The 19,493-nt window shown below is 28.9% G+C and carries 23 protein-coding genes and 1 tRNA gene; 5 read left to right on the top strand and 19 right to left on the bottom strand.

Going from position 1 to position 19,493, the window contains the following annotated elements:
- Positions 1–135: 135 nt before the first annotated feature.
- Positions 136–210, top strand: a tRNA-Arg gene (locus ABGT36_RS04325).
- A gap of 499 nt (positions 211–709) precedes the next feature.
- Positions 710–1,723, top strand: a complete 1,014-nt coding sequence (locus ABGT36_RS04320; protein ID WP_087301524.1) for an acyltransferase — start codon at positions 710–712, stop codon at positions 1,721–1,723.
- 76 nt (positions 1,724–1,799) lie between these two features.
- Here ABGT36_RS04320 and ABGT36_RS04315 read toward each other — a convergent pair whose 3' ends face one another.
- The 9 genes from ABGT36_RS04315 to ABGT36_RS04275 all read right to left on the bottom strand — a co-directional run bounded on the left by ABGT36_RS04315 (position 1,800) and on the right by ABGT36_RS04275 (position 8,076).
- On the bottom strand, positions 1,800–1,976 hold the full coding sequence (locus ABGT36_RS04315; RefSeq protein WP_158095213.1) for a hypothetical protein: 177 nt from the start codon (positions 1,974–1,976) through the stop codon (positions 1,800–1,802).
- Between the two features lie 132 nt (positions 1,977–2,108).
- Positions 2,109–3,068 carry an alpha-L-rhamnosidase C-terminal domain-containing protein gene (locus ABGT36_RS04310; RefSeq protein ID WP_346676964.1) on the bottom strand — a complete coding sequence of 320 codons (960 nt, stop codon included), beginning with the start codon at positions 3,066–3,068 and terminating at the stop codon, positions 2,109–2,111.
- Positions 3,055–4,431, bottom strand: coding sequence for a family 78 glycoside hydrolase catalytic domain (locus tag ABGT36_RS04305; RefSeq protein WP_346676963.1), 1,377 nt, complete (start codon positions 4,429–4,431; stop codon positions 3,055–3,057). The genes ABGT36_RS04310 and ABGT36_RS04305 overlap by 14 nt, the downstream gene beginning before the upstream one ends.
- Positions 4,432–4,449: 18 nt before the next feature.
- Entirely contained in the window at positions 4,450–4,824 is a 375-nt protein-coding gene (locus ABGT36_RS04300; RefSeq protein WP_087301530.1) for a hypothetical protein, read from the bottom strand.
- A 13-nt stretch (positions 4,825–4,837) separates the two neighbouring features.
- Complete coding sequence (locus ABGT36_RS04295; RefSeq protein WP_087301532.1) at positions 4,838–5,065, bottom strand: hypothetical protein; 228 nt, start codon at positions 5,063–5,065, stop codon at positions 4,838–4,840.
- A gap of 105 nt (positions 5,066–5,170) precedes the next feature.
- Positions 5,171–6,079 (bottom strand): LysR family transcriptional regulator, encoded by a 909-nt coding sequence (locus ABGT36_RS04290; RefSeq protein ID WP_087371395.1) that lies wholly within the window; start codon positions 6,077–6,079, stop codon positions 5,171–5,173.
- A gap of 88 nt (positions 6,080–6,167) precedes the next feature.
- Positions 6,168–6,497, bottom strand: a complete 330-nt coding sequence (locus ABGT36_RS04285) for a hypothetical protein (protein ID WP_087371392.1) — start codon at positions 6,495–6,497, stop codon at positions 6,168–6,170.
- A gap of 106 nt (positions 6,498–6,603) precedes the next feature.
- On the bottom strand, positions 6,604–6,999 hold the full coding sequence (locus ABGT36_RS04280) for a MerR family transcriptional regulator (RefSeq protein WP_087301538.1): 396 nt from the start codon (positions 6,997–6,999) through the stop codon (positions 6,604–6,606).
- Positions 7,000–7,062: 63 nt separating this feature from the next.
- Positions 7,063–8,076 carry an aldo/keto reductase gene (locus ABGT36_RS04275; RefSeq protein WP_346676961.1) on the bottom strand — a complete coding sequence of 338 codons (1,014 nt, stop codon included), beginning with the start codon at positions 8,074–8,076 and terminating at the stop codon, positions 7,063–7,065.
- A 173-nt stretch (positions 8,077–8,249) separates the two neighbouring features.
- Between ABGT36_RS04275 and ABGT36_RS04270 the strand changes: the two genes are divergently transcribed.
- Positions 8,250–9,512 carry an aminotransferase class I/II-fold pyridoxal phosphate-dependent enzyme gene (locus ABGT36_RS04270; RefSeq protein WP_346676959.1) on the top strand — a complete coding sequence of 421 codons (1,263 nt, stop codon included), beginning with the start codon at positions 8,250–8,252 and terminating at the stop codon, positions 9,510–9,512.
- 43 nt (positions 9,513–9,555) lie between these two features.
- Here ABGT36_RS04270 and ABGT36_RS04265 read toward each other — a convergent pair whose 3' ends face one another.
- From ABGT36_RS04265 to ABGT36_RS04250, 4 genes are all read right to left on the bottom strand, one after another.
- The gene (locus ABGT36_RS04265) at positions 9,556–10,653 is read right to left on the bottom strand and encodes an AI-2E family transporter (RefSeq protein WP_346676957.1); all 1,098 of its coding nucleotides are present in this window, start codon (positions 10,651–10,653) and stop codon (positions 9,556–9,558) included.
- A gap of 106 nt (positions 10,654–10,759) precedes the next feature.
- A complete protein-coding gene (locus ABGT36_RS04260; RefSeq protein ID WP_296884315.1) occupies positions 10,760–11,362 on the bottom strand; it encodes a phosphatase PAP2 family protein in 603 nt (200 codons plus the stop codon).
- Positions 11,334–11,876, bottom strand: coding sequence for a serine O-acetyltransferase EpsC (gene epsC, locus ABGT36_RS04255; RefSeq protein WP_087298899.1), 543 nt, complete (start codon positions 11,874–11,876; stop codon positions 11,334–11,336). Before epsC ends, ABGT36_RS04260 begins: the two co-directional genes overlap by 29 nt.
- Before the next feature lie 317 nt (positions 11,877–12,193).
- Positions 12,194–13,186 (bottom strand): glycosyltransferase family 2 protein, encoded by a 993-nt coding sequence (locus ABGT36_RS04250; RefSeq protein WP_087371379.1) that lies wholly within the window; start codon positions 13,184–13,186, stop codon positions 12,194–12,196.
- Between the two features lie 118 nt (positions 13,187–13,304).
- Here ABGT36_RS04250 and ABGT36_RS04245 point away from each other — a divergent pair, with 118 nt between their 5' ends.
- Positions 13,305–13,598: a hypothetical protein gene (locus ABGT36_RS04245; protein WP_087298903.1), complete on the top strand. Its 294-nt coding sequence runs from the start codon at positions 13,305–13,307 to the stop codon at positions 13,596–13,598.
- A 31-nt stretch (positions 13,599–13,629) separates the two neighbouring features.
- Here ABGT36_RS04245 and ABGT36_RS04240 read toward each other — a convergent pair whose 3' ends face one another.
- Complete coding sequence (locus tag ABGT36_RS04240) at positions 13,630–14,160, bottom strand: thermonuclease family protein (RefSeq protein ID WP_308698806.1); 531 nt, start codon at positions 14,158–14,160, stop codon at positions 13,630–13,632.
- Positions 14,153–14,743, bottom strand: a complete 591-nt coding sequence (locus ABGT36_RS04235) for a viroplasmin family protein (protein WP_087298907.1) — start codon at positions 14,741–14,743, stop codon at positions 14,153–14,155. Before ABGT36_RS04235 ends, ABGT36_RS04240 begins: the two co-directional genes overlap by 8 nt.
- A 163-nt stretch (positions 14,744–14,906) precedes the next feature.
- Between ABGT36_RS04235 and ABGT36_RS04230 the strand changes: the two genes are divergently transcribed.
- Positions 14,907–15,551 carry a hypothetical protein gene (locus tag ABGT36_RS04230; RefSeq protein WP_087371369.1) on the top strand — a complete coding sequence of 215 codons (645 nt, stop codon included), beginning with the start codon at positions 14,907–14,909 and terminating at the stop codon, positions 15,549–15,551.
- Positions 15,552–15,612: 61 nt separating this feature from the next.
- Here the strand turns inward: ABGT36_RS04230 and ABGT36_RS04225 are convergent, their stop codons facing one another.
- Genes ABGT36_RS04225 through ABGT36_RS04210 form a run of 4 tightly spaced genes read right to left on the bottom strand, consistent with a single transcriptional unit; the run spans position 15,613 to position 19,487 of the window.
- Positions 15,613–16,572: an ABC transporter ATP-binding protein gene (locus tag ABGT36_RS04225; protein ID WP_346676954.1), complete on the bottom strand. Its 960-nt coding sequence runs from the start codon at positions 16,570–16,572 to the stop codon at positions 15,613–15,615.
- Entirely contained in the window at positions 16,572–17,570 is a 999-nt protein-coding gene (locus tag ABGT36_RS04220; protein WP_087298913.1) for an ABC transporter ATP-binding protein, read from the bottom strand. Before ABGT36_RS04220 ends, ABGT36_RS04225 begins: the two co-directional genes overlap by 1 nt.
- Before the next feature lie 4 nt (positions 17,571–17,574).
- Positions 17,575–18,543, bottom strand: coding sequence for an ABC transporter permease (locus ABGT36_RS04215; RefSeq protein ID WP_204215194.1), 969 nt, complete (start codon positions 18,541–18,543; stop codon positions 17,575–17,577).
- The gene (locus ABGT36_RS04210; protein WP_087371363.1) at positions 18,543–19,487 is read right to left on the bottom strand and encodes an ABC transporter permease; all 945 of its coding nucleotides are present in this window, start codon (positions 19,485–19,487) and stop codon (positions 18,543–18,545) included. The genes ABGT36_RS04215 and ABGT36_RS04210 overlap by 1 nt, the downstream gene beginning before the upstream one ends.
- Positions 19,488–19,493: the final 6 nt, after the last annotated feature.

Below are 19,493 nucleotides of genomic sequence, written 5' to 3'. Positions count from 1 at the left end.
TTCATTCTTTTAAAAATTTTTTTATTTAATGAATTATAACTATTAATATTATATAATTTATCCTTAAATATTTAAGATAATTTTTTATATATTTATTTATTTTTATCAATATTAGTGTTATACTTGTCTAGTAATGTCCTCATAGTGAAATGGATATCACGTAACCCTCCGGAGGTTAAGTTGTAGGTTCGATTCCTACTGAGGATGCCAGATTGACTAAATACCGCATTCTAGTGCGGTTTTTTTATTGAAAATATCGTTGTGCATAACTCATGCATAATTTTATTTATTATCATCAAACATAAAATAGACAAAACTCTTGTTAAAAAAGATATAAAAAATCCTAGAGTATAAGCCCTAGGATCTTTCAATGTATTTGTTATTTACATAATACAATTTGTGATACTTATCTTCAATATTGACTAAATACCGTATTCTAGTGCGGGGGTTTTATTGAAAATTGAGCATGGCAGTAAAATTTATTATAGTTAACTATTTCATTTTATAATAGCTAAAGTTTTTTATAGATAATATATTTTCAAATCATAATGAATGATTCATCATAGTGACTAGCATTGTATTTTGTAATATAATATTTATAGAAATTTTAACTTTAAACTTTATTAATAATAAAAATTTTTGTAAAATTCTACCGTACAATTCTTTTCAACAAAGAAATATTTTAAATAAGAACAGGTGATGAAGAACAATGAAAGAAAAAGATTATAATCTAGAGATTATCCGTAATATATCATTTCTATCGGTTATTATAATTCATGTAGCAAATTATTACTGTCGGGCATTTGATAAAATACCTCAAAATGAGTATATATTTTCTTTGATTCTTGATACATTAGCTAGAGTCAGTGTTCCATGCTTTTTCATGATTTCAGGTGCTTTATTACTAGGAAGGGATGAGCCATTAAAAAAACATTGGCATCGTCTTATAAGATTTCTCATTCCTTTTATCGTATGGAGCATAATTTATTATTTCTGGAATATTTATTATTTAAAAGAACCTCAGTTATTTAGAGAAATTTTATATTTTCCAATAACCGAGCATCTATGGTATCTATATGCAATAATTCCAATTTATATAGTATTACCGTTCTTTCAAATAATGTGTCGCCATATGTCATTAAAAACAGAACGAGCATTTTTGATCATAATTACAATTACTGTCATATTTAATTATATATTATCATTAGATGAACTAAAACCATATTATGACTTACCGTTAATTGGTGATCGAGTATATTCTTATTATTTCTTTATCGGTTATTATATTTACAAATATAAAAAACACATACCTATAAATCAAAAAAATTTAATAATTACATTTTTAGGTTCAATGGCAATTACAGCATTTCTAACTGCATCAATATCATATTCAATTGGTGATCACTATGAAGAAATATTAGAATATGGCAATCCATTAATTATCTTAGCTAGTGCTGCCTTTTTCCTTTTTGTATTGCGGCTTGCGAAGTATAAAATAACGCCTAGTATAAAAACAAAAAAAATTATTGATTTATTAAGCGGTTGTTCATTTGGGATATATCTAATCCATATTATCTTTTTAGATATTTATAAAAATCATATGCAAGCAGCTGATTTATCAGCATGGATTGCAATACCTATGCTTACAATAACGATTGCTATTATATCCTTTGTTTGTGTTTGGCTATTAAGGCATTTTAAATTAGGTAGAAAGATTACTTAGATTTATTGTTAATAATAGATAGAATACTCAACTAATAAAAGTTGGGTATTTTTTAATTTATTAAAAAAGCCTGAATTTAATTTTCAGACTCAAAATCAATATATTTATTATTAATGTAATACTGCTGACTATTTTGATCTTCGATAACGCTATAACAAAAACCTGTTGCAATTATTATATATAATTCTTTAGTAGATAAAGGTAATCCTCTTATGTCTTGAGCACCTAAAAAAAGCTTGACTTTATTAATCACTATAAAAATTTCGCCTCCATAAAATATATTACCCATTTTTTCTAATCTTAAGTCAATAACAACAGATCCAAATTAACTTTATCTTATATATAAAATGCAGTGCTTTTTATATATAAGATAAAGTTAAACATATTAAATTGTAATTACAAATGTATAATTTCCACTACCAACATCTTTTTTAACAAAATTTAGTAAAACAATATCAGCTGTAGTATTAACTGGAACTGTTACATGAACAATTATCTGGTTTTTAATTCGTTGCCAATCAATTTTAATCTTTCCATAAGGGCTGTTTTCTTGAATAGATACAAATTCTAAACCATAATCAAGTGCTAGTGCAACTTTGAATTTTTTATAACCTGGTTCAATTATTTGTAATCCTCCTAATTCTCTATACATCCAGTCACCAATGCAGCCAAAAGCATAATGGTTATAACTATAGGTACTTACTGTTCCATCTTCACCAACAGCACCCCAGCTTTCCCATATTGATGTAGCTCCATGTTCTACCATGTATAACCAGCTTGGACATTTTGTTTGAAATAACAATTGATAAGCAACATCATGTTTTCCGTTTTCGCACAATACATCCATTAAAAATAATACACTTAAAAAACCAGTATCTAAACAATTATTATTATCTTTTATTAATTTACATAAATGTTCAACCATTTTAGGACGTACTGTTTCACTAACTAAATTATTTTTTAAAGCAATAACATATATTCCTTGAAAATCAGCATCAATAGTACCATCTTCGTGAACATATTCTTCAATAAAAGCCTGGCGAATTTTATCATATAATTGCTTATATTTTTGACTATCATCTTCTTTTTTTAAAATAGTTGCAATTTTAGCCATGTATTGACAACTAAAAGCAGCATAGGCTGGTGCAACAAGTTCCATTGTTGCATATGCAGTATCCATCATTGCCCCACCATCAGGATTATTTAAAACTAGACTTGGTATTAGCCAATCACCAAAATGAAAATCAGTATTCCATAAATAATAACTACGTTTCTTTCTAGCCTGATCATAAGTATCATAATCTTTAGGATGATGATTATGCATTCGCTCTTCAATATAATTCATCCATTTTTTTCATAGCATCATAATTATCAATTAAAATCTGTTTATCACCATAAGCTTCATAAATGGCATATGGTACCGTTAAAACAGCATCACCCCAGCCACAGCTAGTTTCAAAACCAGTCATTCCTTTAATAAAAATTTCATAAGCTTTCAAATAAGGAACAACTACGGGGATTTCTCCATTTTTTAACTGATCAACACGAACATTATTCATCCAGCTTCTTAAAAAAGAATGGGCATTAGAATTAAAACACATTGTTGGAGCATAAGCCATAATATCTCCAGTCCAGCCAGCTTTTTCACGCTGAGGACAATCGGTTGGAATTGAAATTGAATTAGCTACTTGACTAGATACAATATTATGTTGTAATTGATTTATTAATCGATTATTAGTTTTAAAAGAACTAATTGATTCCATATCACTACTTATTACATTAATTTTAAAATCATCAAGGGATATTGTTTGTGGCCAGTTAGTAATTCGAATATAACGGAAACCATGATAAGTAAAATGAGGTCGAAACGTTTGAAAACCATCTTTAGTAATATAAATATCAGTCTGTTCTTTATTAGTACCTAAAATATTATTATAGTAATTTCCATTAGTATCCAAAACTTCTGAATGTTCTAGTTTAATTTCAATTCCAGCTTTAGCAGTTAATGAAAATTCAACAAATCCAGCAACAATTTTACCAGCATCAATAACTGTTTCGTTAGCTGGTGTTTTAATAATTCTTTTTGGCTTAAAACTATTAATTATCCGTACTGGCTCACTACTTTGGCCAACTAAATTATCAATTGGATAATCAACCTCTTTAACTTCATCCCAATTACTATCATCATAATCTGTTTTTAACCAGCCAGATAACTCTTTTCGAGCATCATATTTTTCGCCTACAAATAAATCTGAAAAAATAATTGGACCGCTCATTGATTTCCCTTGACTACCAGTAATAATTTGTTTAGAACCATCATGATAGGTAATAACACTTTCAAATAATAATCCCAGTTTATTTCCATATTGACAACTATCACCTGTTGTTCCTACTCGACCACACCACCAGCCATCACCTATAATAATACCAAAAACATTTTTACCCATTTGTAATAATGGAGTAATGTCATAAATTTGATATTGTAATAATTTATGATAAGATGTATTTTCTGGTGCAAATTCTCTATTATCATAGCGCACTCCATTAACATAAAACTGATAAATACCATGTGCTGTCATATACACACGTGCCTTTTTAATTGCTTTTTTTGATTCAAAAGGGATTCGAATATATTTAGATGGTCTAAATTCAGCAAAATCTCTTTCTCTATCTAAATTTGTATTAGAAGCAACAGATTCCCGGTCCATCTGTTTTCCTTCCAAACATTAAGGTGTTGGTTCCTGTTCTGGTTCAATCCAGCTAGCTTCAAACGGTATATTTAAACGCCCAGTTTCAAAATAAGTTTCATAATAAGCTTTATGATCATAGTTATCCCAAACATTAAGTTTAATTATATATCTAACCATTGGTTTAGGAATAAATCCTTTTACAATATTTTCAATACTACTATTACTTTCAACTTTTCCGGTATCAATCACTAATTTATTTTCATCAAATATTTGAATTTGATAGGCTTTTTGAAAAACATTACTTTCAAAACTTTCTAGTTTCCATGCAAAACGTGGCTTGTAACTATCAATTCCAATTGGCTCTATTAAATTTTCAACTGTTATTTCTTTAATAACCAAATTATCTTCCATTTTGTCTTTCTCCTTATTTTTGATTATTATCCTTCAGGCTATAAATTAAATAATCTAAACAATCAATTTTCTTTTGTTCATGATGTAATTTTTCCAATAAATGACATCTTTCAATTTTTAAAAGATGAATAGCATTTTTTAAATTATCATTCTTTAAATTTTCAATAACATCTTCAACCTGTTTACACCCAATTTCTAATAAACAAGACTTTATTTCATTTTCATCTAATTGATTTTTCATCACGCCAGCCCTCCTTAATTATTATTTTAACTTTGCATATTCTTAATATCAAATACCTATAATAAAAATAAGTATATGCTTTATAAGCATATACTAGTTTTTGCATTATTTACCTTTAATATCTAAATTACCATATTCATCAATTGTCTTTTTTACAATATCTAAAAAACATTGAGAAACTTTATTTAAAACTTGATATTTTTTCCAAATAAAATAGTAAGTAACTTCTATTGAAGCTTCTAATGGTCGAAAACATAAATTACTTTTACCAGTAGTATTGACTAGATTATCAAAACAAATCGCATATCCTAGTCCATCTTCAACCATCAAAGTCGCATTAAATAACAGACTATACTTAGAAATTATATTTAAGTGATCGATATCATTATTAAACCATTCTACCAATTCAGAGTTTTCACTTGTTTCTTTAGAAATAATCAGTGGTTTATCTTTAATATCATTAAAAGATATTGTTTCAAGTTGTGCTAGTGGATCATCTTTTAACATTAGTACACCCCAATGATGTCTGATTGGCATTTCTAAATGATTGTAATTAGAAATTTTAGGATGTTTTGTAATCATTCCAAAGTCAATTAAACCATTATCAATCTTTTCAATAATATCAGGACCATTACCACTATGTATATTAAACTTTACTCCAGGATGTAATTTTTGCATTTTTTTCATTGCATTTGTAATGATTCTTAATGTTTGACATTCACCTGATCCAATATAAATATTACCGCTTAAAACTGAATCCATTGTTATTAATTCTTGTTCAGTTTTATTTATCAAACTAACAATTTCTTCAGCTCTTTGTCTAAGTAGAATTCCTTCATCTGTCAATGTTATTTTTTTATTACTTCTAATAAATAATTGCTTCCCAATTTCATCTTCTAAATCTTTCATTTGTCTCGATAAAGTTGGTTGTGTAATATGCAATGCTTTTGCAGCTCCTGATATAGTTTCTTCTCTGGCAATCGCTAAAAAATACTCTAAGACCCGAATTTCCATTAATGCTATCCTCCTTATCAAACACGTTTATTTTAAAATTTATTATATAAACAAATTTATAATATAAAAAGCATGGCAACTACCACGCTTAAATAAAATCGTCATAATTACGATTTAACCACCATCTTTTTACTATAACATGAATTTTCGCTAAATCCATTTCTAAGATATGACCAATTTCTTTTTTTAGTTGTACTTCATTTAAATTAGTTTCGGCAATAAATCCATCTTTATCTTTTTCAAAGCGAGCCATTTTTTTAAAACGTTCATCATTAGATAAATCAACGTAATATCCATCATCAAAACTAACTAATAATACATAATATTTTGGTCGATGTGATCTTTTTCTTAAAAATATTATTAATATAATTAATAAAACAACAACAATAACGATTCCAATAATTAGATTTATTCCCATTTTCGACCCTCCATTAAAAACAACTAAATATTAAGTTGTTTATCTTTACTTATTTCATTATAACATATAAAATCTCGTAGAACTATTTTATTCTACGAGATTTTTGTTATTTTGCAACTGCTTGTTTATGACGTTGTTCCATCTCACGTTTTACTAATGTATTTTCATAATTATCAATTTTATGTTTTAAATAAGCAATTATATCTTCTAATTCACTTACTTGTGCTTCTAAATTACCAAGCTGTTCAATCATTATTTCTTTACGTCTAGCAATAGTATGCTCACCCTCATTAAATAAATCGACATATAACTTTATCTGTTCTATTGTCATTCCCGCTTTTCGCATACATTTGATAAAATTAATCCGACGGAAATCAGCTTCTTGATAATCACGATGTCCACTAGCATTTTTAGAAACAGGATTCATTAAACCAATTTTTTCATAATATCTTAATGTTGTCGAACTTATATCAAATTTCTTACTTACTTCTGCAATTGTCATTAAACTCACCTCATAAATATATTATAAAACACTTTTAAATAGTGAGCAATTTAAAGATTATAATTATTTACCTACTCTTTTAGCATTTGGTGAATCCGGATCCCAGCGCTCAGCTTTTAGTTCCATCTTATCTAACATTTCATTAATTTTCATTAATTCCTGTGCTGTTAATTTTATATTAGTAGCTTCGATATTTTCTTTGATTCGACTTAATTTACGACTACCAGGAATAGGTACGATCCATGATGCCTTTGCCATTACCCATGCCAAAGCAATTTGAGCTGGTGTAGCATTTTTCTTAGCAGCAATAGATTTTATCAAATCAAGTAAAACCTGGTTTGCCTTCATATTTTCTGGTTTGAATCTTGGTTGTTTACTACGAGTATCGTTAGCTGGGAATCTTTGATTAACATCAACTGTACCTGTTAAAAATCCTTTTCCTAATGGAGCAAAAGGAACAAAACCGATGTTTAATTCTTCTAATGTTTTTAATAAACCATTTCTTTCAGGGTCTCTAAACATCATCGAATATTCACTTTCAACAACTGTTAATGGACAAATTGCATGTGCTTTTTTAATTGTTTCGTTTCCAGCTTCACTTAATCCCCAATGTTTAATCTTACCTTCAGCCATTAATTCTTTCATTGTCTTAGCAACAACTTCAATTGGGGTATTAGGATCAACACGATGCAAATAATATAAATCAACATATTCTGTTTTTAATCTTTTCAATGAATTTGCTAAAGAATCTCTAATTACTTCTGGACGGGCATCTAAGACCTGTTGACCGTTAACAACCTTTATACCGCATTTTGTTGCTATTTGATAACTATTACGAGGATAGATACTTAAAGCTTCTCCTAATAAATCTTCGTTATATAATTTATTACCTTGGCTATCAATTCCTTGATAACATTCTGCTGTATCAAACATTGTAATTCCTTCTTGATAAGCTTTTCTAATTACTTCGATCATTTCTTTTTGATTAGAAGCATCTCCAAAACCATGAGTCATTCCCATACAGCCAAGACCAATTGCTGATACTTTAAAATCCTTACCCAATATTTTTGTTTCCATTTTGAACCTCCAACTTTACTATAAAATCATTTTAATACTTATAGTTAACTTTAAGTCAATATTTCTAAAAAAAATAATAAATATTTTAGCTTAAATTCAATTATAAATCTTGAAAATTTGTCATATAATAGGTACAATACATTAGACTTATATAGAGAAGAAGGGAGAATATCATGAAAGCATTTATAGAAATGACTAAAGAAGAATTAGCAACAACTAAAATTGAATTAGATCAAAAATATAATGAATTTAAACAACAACATTTAAACCTTGATATGTCAAGAGGGAAACCTTCTAGTAAACAGCTTGATTTATCAATGGAATTATTAAATTGCCATGAATACCTAAGCAATGGTGTTGATTGTAGAAATTATGGTGGTTTAGAAGGATTAATGGATTTAAGAAAATTCTTTGCTGAATTATTATCAGTAAATGTTGATAATGTACTTATTGGTGGAACATCTAGTTTAACATTGATGTTTGACTATTTAACTCAAGCAATGTTATCAGGAGTTTTAGGAAATACACCATGGTCAAAACTAGATCATGTTAAGTTTTTATGTCCTGCTCCAGGTTATGATCGTCACTTTGCTTTTTTAGAGTATTTTGGTATTGAAATGATAACTGTTCCAATGAATGAAGATGGCCCTGATTTAGATGTAATTAGAGAATATATAAAAGACGATCATGTAAAAGGAATGTTCTGTGTACCAAAATATTCAAATCCAACTGGAACTACATATAGTGATGAAATTGTTAAAGGGTTAGCAGCATTAAAACCTGCTGCCAAAGATTTTAGAATTATTTATGATAATGCTTATTATGTTCATGATTTATCTCAACCAGGTGATCAGCTATTAAATATTTTTGATGAATTACCAAAATATAATAATGAAGATTTAGTAATCATGGTAGCATCAACTTCAAAAATTACTTTTGCTGGTTCTGGGGTATCATGTATTGTTGCTAGTGATAACAATATTGCTGATATAAAGAAACGTTTAACTATTCAATCTATTTCTCAAGATAAAATGAATCAGTTACGTCATTTAGTATTCTTTAAAGATGTTCCGACATTAAAAAAACACATGCAAAAACATGCTGAAATTCTAAAACCTAAATTTGACTGCGTTATTGATTCTCTAACAAAAGAATTAGCAGGAAAAGAAGTAGCTAAATGGACAACACCTAATGGTGGTTATTTCATTAGTTTAGATGTTATGCCAGGATGTGCAAAAAGAGTTGGTGAATTATGTAAAGAAGCTGGGGTTACTTTAACAACTATTGGAGCAACTTTCCCTTATGGTAAAGATCCTCAAGATAGTAACATTCGTATTGCTCCATCATATCCTTCGGTAGATGAATTAACTAAAGCAGCTTTGTTATTATCAATCTGCGTTCAAATTGCAGCTATTGAAAAATTAAGCGAGAATTAATCTCGCTTTTTTTATACAAAAATAACCTTTGCTAATGCAAAGGTTAAGTAGCTTTTTTCTTTTTTCGATAAGCTACAAAATCATCAAAAAACATTCTAATTACACAAATCATTGGTACTCCCAAAAACATTCCAAAAAAACCAAATAAACTACCAAAAACAGTTATTGAAGTAATAATCCAAAATGGAGAAATACCAACCGTATCACCTAATATATAAGGACCAAGTAATAAACCGTCAAATTGTTGTAAAACAAAGATGAATAATCCTGTTGCAATTCCAGTCATTAAACCATCGATTAAAAATACAACAAATGTAACTGGAATTCCCCCGATAAACGGTCCAAAATATGGAATAATATTAGTTATGAAAATTACAAAAGCCAATAATGGAAAGAACGGTAAATCCATTAATCCAAATCCAATTAAAGCAATTATTCCAATAATTAATGAATCAATAAACTTTCCATAAACAAAACTACCAAAAATCTGATGCGATTTATAAGCATATTCATGAATTAATGCTAGTTTCCGTTCACTAATAAAACACAACATCAAGCGATCAAAAATATTTAATAATTTCTTTGTTTCTACTAAAATATATGGACAAAAAATCAAACCCATTAATATTGTTAATAACGTACTACCTGTTTTACCAGCAAAAGCAATCATTTCTACATAATCATTAGTTGATAATACTTTTATCGAATCACCAAATTTATCAGCGGCCATTATAATAAAATTAACTACTTTTTCATCTTCAAAAGTGCTTCTAATCGTATTTTCAAAATTTAGAACATATGTATCAATATTACTAATTAACTCCACTACATAACCCATCATAGTAGGAATCAGCCAGTTTAATAATAGTATCAACAACAAAATTAACCCAATAAATACAATTAAAACACTGATTACTCGTTGATGTTTTATCAAAAAACTATTTTGGCTTTTATTTAATAAGCGTGCAATTATTTTAACTATTGGATCTAAAAAATAAGCAAGTACAGCTCCAATAATTATTGGATAAAAAGCATTTAAGATAGTTGAAAACCATGACGGATCAAACACCTTAAATAAAACTATAAAAAGAATACCTAGTATTAAAAAACTACTATATTGTTTTAAATTAAATTTTTGCATCGCTAACCTTTCTCCTTAAATCAGTAGTAATATTATATCACATTTTTTTAGACATTTCTTCATTTTGTTCTAGATATTAAAACATAAAAAACCTCTTATCATAACCTTATGCCTGACAAGAGGGAATATCACTAATATATAAAACTAAACTTGATGATAACAAAATACCACCAATAATATCACTAAAATAATGTACTCCTAAATATACTCTGCTTAATGATACTAAAACTATTATTAAAACACAAATAACTATTAATAATTTTCGATATCTTATTTCACTTTTATATAAATAATATATTAATAAACCATACAAACACGTAATAGCCATAGCATGTCCACTAGGAAAACTAAAATTACTCTCTCTAATAAAAACATCTACATTTGGTCTAGGGCGTCTAACAATTGCTTTAATCACTCTGTTTAAAGATGTTTGGATTATCGAAGCACCTAAACAAATATAACTTACTTTTCTATTAACCAAAAAAACTAAGAAGATTACAATTAAAATTCCCCAAAAGCTACCTAAGTTGGTGATAATTTTAAAAATTTCTGTTAATTGATCACTAGCAAAAAAACGCAATGATTCAAAAACAAACTGATCAATTATTTTCATCCAGCCATTAACGATCAATAAATAATCAGCGATAAATAAAACTAATGGTATTAAAAATAGATAACGTCTATAATTCTTTTTTAACTTTGATACCATTTTCTTTAACTATAAACGCTGGAACACCAACAACCGTACAATTATCAGGAACATCTTTTAAAACAACTGTCTGTGCCCCAACAATAGAATTATTACCAACTGTTACATCACCAATAACCTTAGCACCTGCTGATACCATAACATTATTCAATAATGTTGGATGACGCTTTACTTTATGTTCACCAGTACCTACTCCACCTAAAGTTACCCCTTGATATAAAACACAATCATCACCAATAATCGTTGTTTCACCAATTACAACTCCCATACCATGATCAATAAATAACCGTTTTCCAATTGTTGCTCCTGGATGAATTTCAATTCCTGTTAAAAATCTAGCAACCTGACTTAATAAGCGAGCTAATAGTTTTAAATGCAATTTAGTCCACAGAAAATGATTAATACGATAACAAAACATCGCATGGACTCCTGGATAATTAATGATTACATTCAAGGCATATCGAGCAGCTGGATCAGTTTCAATAACCTTTTTTATCAAACTTTTATTCTTCATAATTTTCACTCCTTCTAGTTACTATACTGATATTTTTAAAATATTGCAACTAATATAGTATATATTTATGTTTTAAAATACATTTCTTTTAGGCAAAAATAAAACAGAGCCCATCCCCCATGAGTTCTGTCTATGATTATTAGATACTATTATAGTGTGTATCTTTCTTCCCCTACCTATAAACCATTTCTGATTTATATATAGATTATATCTATCATTTAAAAAATGTCAACATAAATATTGAAAAAATCTAATTTTTTTATCTATATTTAGCTATTCCCTAAATTATAAAGGTAAAATCATAAATATGTATACAATTAGCGCCCATAAACCTTAGCGATAAGCTCATAACCTTTGCTAATAACCTTATTTGGAAGCTGTCCATCAACAATTGATAACTTACCATATAAAGTACCTTTTAAATCATTATACAAGCGAGCATTAGTATATTTTAAATAATTCCACATGTCTTCTCTAGCCTGCATACTTTCCTCACTGTTTTCTTTACATAACAAAATAGAAACTACTAAACTAACCATCGCCAGATATTTAATCATATAATTACGTTGTTTACGTGAACGTAAACTATAAATATCAAAATAATCATAGTATAATCGAGCTACCTTCAACAATTCATCACTTTTTAAAGAATTATTTTTAACCCATCTAAAAGGATCTCTACCGAAACAATATAGTGGCATATCGATATAACAAAAAGATCTAATATATGGAAGTGGTGCATAAGCTAACATTTCCATATGGAAACTAGTGTCCATTGAAAAATGATCAATAATATTTTTTACTATTTGTGTTTTTAAAATTAAAGCTGGACTTAATAAATATTGATTCTTTTTAAAACGTTTAATTTCATGCCAGCCAAATATCTTATCTGTTGGCAATAATTTATGGTAATTAACTTTTTGTGGCTTCTTGCCATAATGATAACAATAATCCGTCACAATTACATCTAAATTAGCTTGAACTCGGATAACATCATTGATAGTTTCAATAACTCTAACTAATGAGGCGCGATCAAGCCAGTCATAACTATTCAATAATTTAAAATATAAACCAGTAGCATGCTGGTAAGCTAATTTTATATCATCTTCATTATTTGTATTTTTAATTACTTTAAATGTATCTGGATAGTCTCTTTGGTACTCTAATGCTGCTAGATATGTATCATCAGTTGAATTTTTGTCAATAACAATGACCTCTAATTCATCTTTTAATAATAAACAAGATCCTAATGCTTTATGCATATAATTTATTGCATTATAACAAGGAATACAAATTGTTAATAGTTTCACGATTAATAACCCCCTAATGATTATATCTTAGCATATTTATTTGATAATATGTAGTTGATATTGCATTTCTTATCATTTTATGGTATTTTATTTAGGTACTTATAAAAGGAGAATCGCTATGTATTTTGTAATAAACTGTTTTATTAGTGCAGTATGTATTATCTCACTAATTCTATTTGCAGAAGTATTCCCAAAAATAATTAAGTTTATTGTTGGAGCAGTACAAGTAGTTACAACTTCTTATGCAATTGCCATTTTAATTAAAAAGATTGGTGAATGGACTTCAATCTGGTCAGGAGATTATCGTTATATTAATTCAAATTTCCTTTGGATCTTACCAATTGTTGCTGTAATTACTATTGGTATTGCCTATTTTTGCAATAGAAGAGCAAAAAAGAAAAATAAAAAATAATAAAAAGAACTGTTAATTATTTCAGTTCTTTTTATTTATTATAAATTCCTAAATGTTCTTCTTTAGCCTGATTATCTGCAGCAATTATTTCTTGTTTATATGTATAATCATAACCGTAGTCATAAAATTTTTCCACTAAACCTTCACGAGCTAGTTTTTCTTGTAATAATTCACCATCAACAAAAACCCATGCCAACAATCGATCATACTTATCAGTTTGATCACCATCATTGTTTAATTCTAACTCAATAGTTTTAGCAGCAGTTAATTCATTTTTAGTATATTCACTCGCCTCTTTTCCATAAGCTTCAATCTGATTAGTAGATTCAGGGGTATCGATGTATAAAAAACGAACCTTAGTATTTTTGCCATCAACATCAAACCAGGCTGTATCACCATCAATACATTCATTTAAAGTAACTTCGAAGCGTTCCCCAGGCTTAATTGTTTTATGATCTTGATAAAAATTATAACCCGCAATAATTGCTAAAACTAATAGCCCTAACCAGCTTTTAGCTAAATAGCGTTTTTTTCTTTTAGTCAACTTAATTTTTTTAGCCATTGATTCCCACCGCCTTTTTAGCTAATTTATCAGCACGTTCATTAAAAAAGTCACCACTATGAGCTAATACCTTTATAAATGAAATATTGATTTTTTTTCGATATTCATTGACTAGTTTTTGATAATTCTGTGTTCCAATCTTATTAGCACGCCAAAGTCCATTAGCCCATTTTTCGATTCCTTCATAATCATAATATATACAAACTCCTGGATAGCCATTTTCTAAAGCAAATTTCATCGCAGCTAAACTACCTAAAATTTCACCGGCAACATTACGCATTGATACTAAAGCTTCTTTATCTCCTTTTCCTGATAATTCCTTAATGACTTTTTGTCCTTCAATTAAAATACAGCCGAATCCATATTCTTTAGTTTTAATATTATAGCTACCATCAACATAAGCAATCAAGCCATAATCAACTATTTTTTCTTCCTCTAATTTGATAAAGTTTTTAGCATCCTCTAATGATGTAAAAGACTTATAAACAGCTCCACTAAACTTTTCTACCTGTTTTTTACACTCATCCCAGCTAGTATAAATACCAGGTTTGTGTCCTTTTTTTACTGCATAATATTTTGCCATCTAATTCACTCCTTTTATTTTACAATCCAAGTACAGGACATCATTATACACTAAAATAAATAGAATATAAACTAAATTAAACTTCGAAAGATATTAAAATGTTAGTTGCGAAAAATAGTCTAAAAGTATATACTTTATATAAAAATAGTAAAGGGAGTATTATATGAAATCATTATATTATTTAGAAAAATCACCTGTTGAAATAGAAGAAATTTACACTTATGATTTAAGGCTATATGATGAGCCAAATATTATGTCTGGTATTAAAATTCCTCATATAATTATTATCGTCGCTTTAACAATTATTTTACTTACTTTATTGATGTTATTTGCTCCATTTCCATATATAGTTAGTTATTTGATTGCTTTTTTATTTGTTATAGCAATAACATATTTTATTTTAAATCATAATAAATATGATTTTCTAGCTTATTTATTTGTATTTGTTGAAGATACTAATGGTAACTTTTATCTTGTCTACAATGAAAATCAAGAACCAATTGCTGGTCCGATGTTAAAACGGTATTTTGATGAAAATGAATATCTTGGTGACTTTTTAAATGAAAAACAGGCTTATGAAAAAGTATTAAATAGTGATCGTTATCTTGAAGGAGTTAATGTCCGTATCATTAAAAAAGCAACTTTATTAAAGCAAAAAAAACAATTAGTCTGTTTAGATATTCGTGAAAAAGATCATGAAAGCAATAAATTTTTAGATGGTAAGTTAAATATGATAATCTCACCAAAATACAAAAACTCTAAACAATTATTTAATCATTTATTAAAAATAGTAAATAATAATCATTAAAAGCAGTTCGCTGCTTTTTTATTTGCAAAAAAAAAGATATTGCTTATTTAAAAACAATATCTTATTTATTTATGTTATGACAAGCCACAAAATGACCAGCAGAAACTTCTTTTAATTCAGGCATAGATTCACTACATTCAGGTTTTGCATAATGACAACGACCTGCAAAAGGACATCCTTTAGGTAAATTAATTGGACTTGGAATATCACCTTCAAGGATAATTCTTTTCTTTTCACGTTCTAATTTTGGATCTGGAATAGGTACTGCTGATAATAATGCTTGTGAATATGGGTGCAATGCATTTGAATAAACTTCATTACTTTCACCAATTTCCACAACATGTCCAAGATACATTACAACAATACGATCAGAAATATATCTCACAATGTCCAAATCGTGGGCAATAAATAAATATGTTAATCCTAATCTTTTTTGTAAATCAATTAACAAGTTAATGATTTGTGATTGAATTGAAACATCTAATGCTGAAATTGGTTCATCACAGATTAAAAACTCTGGTTCAATTGCAAGAGCACGAGCAATTCCAATTCTTTGACGTTGTCCACCTGAGAATTCATGTGGGAAACGGTTAGCATATTCTTTATTTAACCCAACTAAGTCTAATAATTCACCAACACGTTCTTTTCTCTTTTCTGGAGTATACATGTTATGAATTTCCATACCTTCAGAAATAATACTTCCTACTGTCATACGTGGATTTAATGAAGCATATGGATCTTGGAAGATCATTTGAGCTTTTTTAGCGTATTTATAACGATCTTTAGCTTTTTTAATATTAATTTCTTCGTTATTAAAATAAATTTTACCTTCAGTTGGTTGATAGATTCCCATAAGAGTACGTCCTAAAGTTGACTTACCACATCCTGATTCACCTACTAAACCTACTGTTTCACCTTTAGCGATTTCAAAAGAAACATTATTAACAGCTTTTACTACTCCACCAGCAGTATGGAAATGTTTAGAAACATTATCTACTTTAACTAAAATATTATCTGCCATTATTTATTACCTCCTTGAGGGCAATCTTTATGTAATAACCAGCAAGATGCACTGTGACCATCACCTAAATCAAATACAGGTGGTTGTTTTGCTTTACAAATTTTCATACATTTTTCACATCTGCTTGCAAAACCACAACCAACTGGAGGTTTGATCAAATCAGGTGGTGTTCCTGGAATAGATGTTAATTTATCTTCTTTTGAAGTATCATGAGAAGGTAAACTACTTAAAAGTGCTTTTGTATATGGATGAGCTGCATTTTTAAAGATATCATTTACTTTTGCAGTCTCAACGATTTTACCAGCATACATAACAGCAACACGATCAACTAATGAAGCTACAACTCCTAAGTCATGAGTAATCAAAATAATTGCTGTACCAGTTTTTTTACGAATATCACCTAATAAATCAATAATTTGCGCTTGGATTGTAACGTCTAACGCTGTTGTTGGTTCATCGGCAATCAATAATTTTGGATTACAAGATAAAGCCATCGCGATCATCGCTCTTTGTCTCATTCCTCCTGAAAACTCATGAGGATATTGTTGTGCTCTTTCTTCTGGGTTTGGAATTTGCACTAATTTCAACATTTCAATTGATCTTTTTTCAGCTTCTTCTTTAGATAATTTTTGGTGATGCTTAATTGCTTCGGTAATTTGACGACCAACTTTCATTGTTGGATTCAAACATGTCATTGGGTCTTGGAAAATCATACTAACTTCCTTACCACGAATTTCTTGCATCTTATCTTCAGATGTAGCGATAATATCAATACCATCTAGAGTAATTTCTCCAGATTTGATTTTTGCAGGTGGCATTGGATTTAATTTCATAATAGTTTGAGCAGTTACTGATTTACCACATCCTGATTCACCTACTACTCCTAAAACTTCTCCTTCATCAACATGGTAAGAAACCCCACGCACTGCTTGGACTTCACCTGCATATGTATCAAATGATACATATAAATCTTTTATATTTAAAACATTTTTAGCCATTTAATTACCTCCTTAATTTAGGGTCAAATGCATCTCTTAATTTATCCCCTAATAAGTTGAAACTTAACATTGTAATACTAATAAAGAATGCTGGGATAAGCAATTGTGTTGGGTAATTTCTAAATACTTGAATACCATCGTTTGCAAGAGTACCCCAAGATGAATTTGGAATAGGTACACCTAAACCAATAAATGACAAGAATGCTTCTGTAAAGATTGCAGAAGGAATCTCTAATGTTAATTGAATAATAATAATAGAAAGTAAATTAGGTACTAAATGTTTCAAAATAATTCTTTTTGTTGAAGCCCCCATGGTTTGTGAAGCAACAACAAATTCTTGTTCTTTTAATTGAATAACTTGTCCACGAACCAGACGAGCCATACTAACCCAACCAGTAATAGCATAAGCGATAATTAATGTTCCAATCCCAGGAGACATAACCATCATAAACAAGATAACAACTAAGATATATGGAATACCAGTTACGATTTCAACGATACGCATCATAACATTATCAACCATACCACCAAAGTATCCAGCAATACCACCATAGATAACACCAACTACACAGTCAATAGCGATTGCAGAATAGGCAATTGTAAGAGAAACACGTCCTCCTTCCCAAATACGAATAAAGATATCTCTACCTAATGAATCAGTACCAAAGATATGCATAAATCCACCTTCGTTACAAGAAGAAAACATCCCTAAATTCATACAATCATAATGTTGAACTGATTGTTCAATTGGATAGAACATTGGAATAAAAATTGCACACAAAGTAATAATGATTAAGATAGTTAAAAACACTAATGCAGATTTTGTTTGCTTTAAACGTCTCAATGAATCTTTCCAGAAACTAATACTTTCACGAGAGATTGCATTCATTGCATCTTTATCTTGACCAACCCATTCAAATTCATCGGCTGCAATATTTTCATCAATTAAATCTTGATTTTTTTTCATATCCATTATTTCTTACCTCCTTGAATTTTGATTCTTGGGTCGATTACACCGTATAAGATATCAACAATTAATGTTGCAATAATTAAAAATACGCCATAGAAAATTGTACTACCACAAATCATCGGATAATCTAATTGAGTTACACAGTTAACAAAGAATTGTCCTAAGCCAGGAATTACAAAGACTTTTTCAACAACAAAAGCCCCTGTTAATACACTAGCAGTAATTGGTCCTAATACAGTGATAACTGGCATAACAGCATTACGAATAGCATGACGCCAAACAATTAATTTTTGTGATAATCCTTTTGCTTTAGCTGTTTTAATATAATCCGAACTTAAAACATCTAACATACTTGTACGCATTAATCGTGAAATAGTTGCCATTGAACCAAATGATAAGGCAATCGGTGGTAAAATCTTAGAAGCAAACGTTGTCCAGCCACTGACTGGGAATATGTACGTTCCCAAAGATTGACCTAATTTTAAAGCAATAAAGAATTGCAATAAGGCAGCAATAATGAAACTTGGTACAGAAACACCAATAACTGCAACTAACATAGCAAATGTATCAGCTTTTCGACCACGTTTGATTGCAGCTAATGATCCCAAACCAATTCCAAATACAACTGCTAAAATAATAGCACGAACACCTAAATCAAATGAAATTGGGAATGATTCCATAATAATTGTAGCTACAGGACGATTTGAAGTAATAGAAGTTCCTAAATCACCATGTAATACACTACCAATATAGTTAATATATTGCGTTAATACCGGCTGATCTAAGCCATATTTTACACGCATTGCTTGCTTTGTGGCTTCAGACATCGCTTTATCACCTAAAAATGGTTCACCCGGTAATAAATGCATCATTAAAAAGGTTAGGGAAATTAATACAAAGATTGTAATTAGTGCGTAAAAAATTCTTTTAGCTATATATTTCGCCATAAATTC

This window comes from Erysipelatoclostridium sp. An173 (assembly GCF_963931465.1).
GTDB classification, from domain to species: domain Bacteria; phylum Bacillota_I; class Bacilli_A; order Erysipelotrichales; family Coprobacillaceae; genus Thomasclavelia; species Thomasclavelia merdavium.
This window is presented reverse-complemented; position numbering and strand designations above follow the sequence as displayed.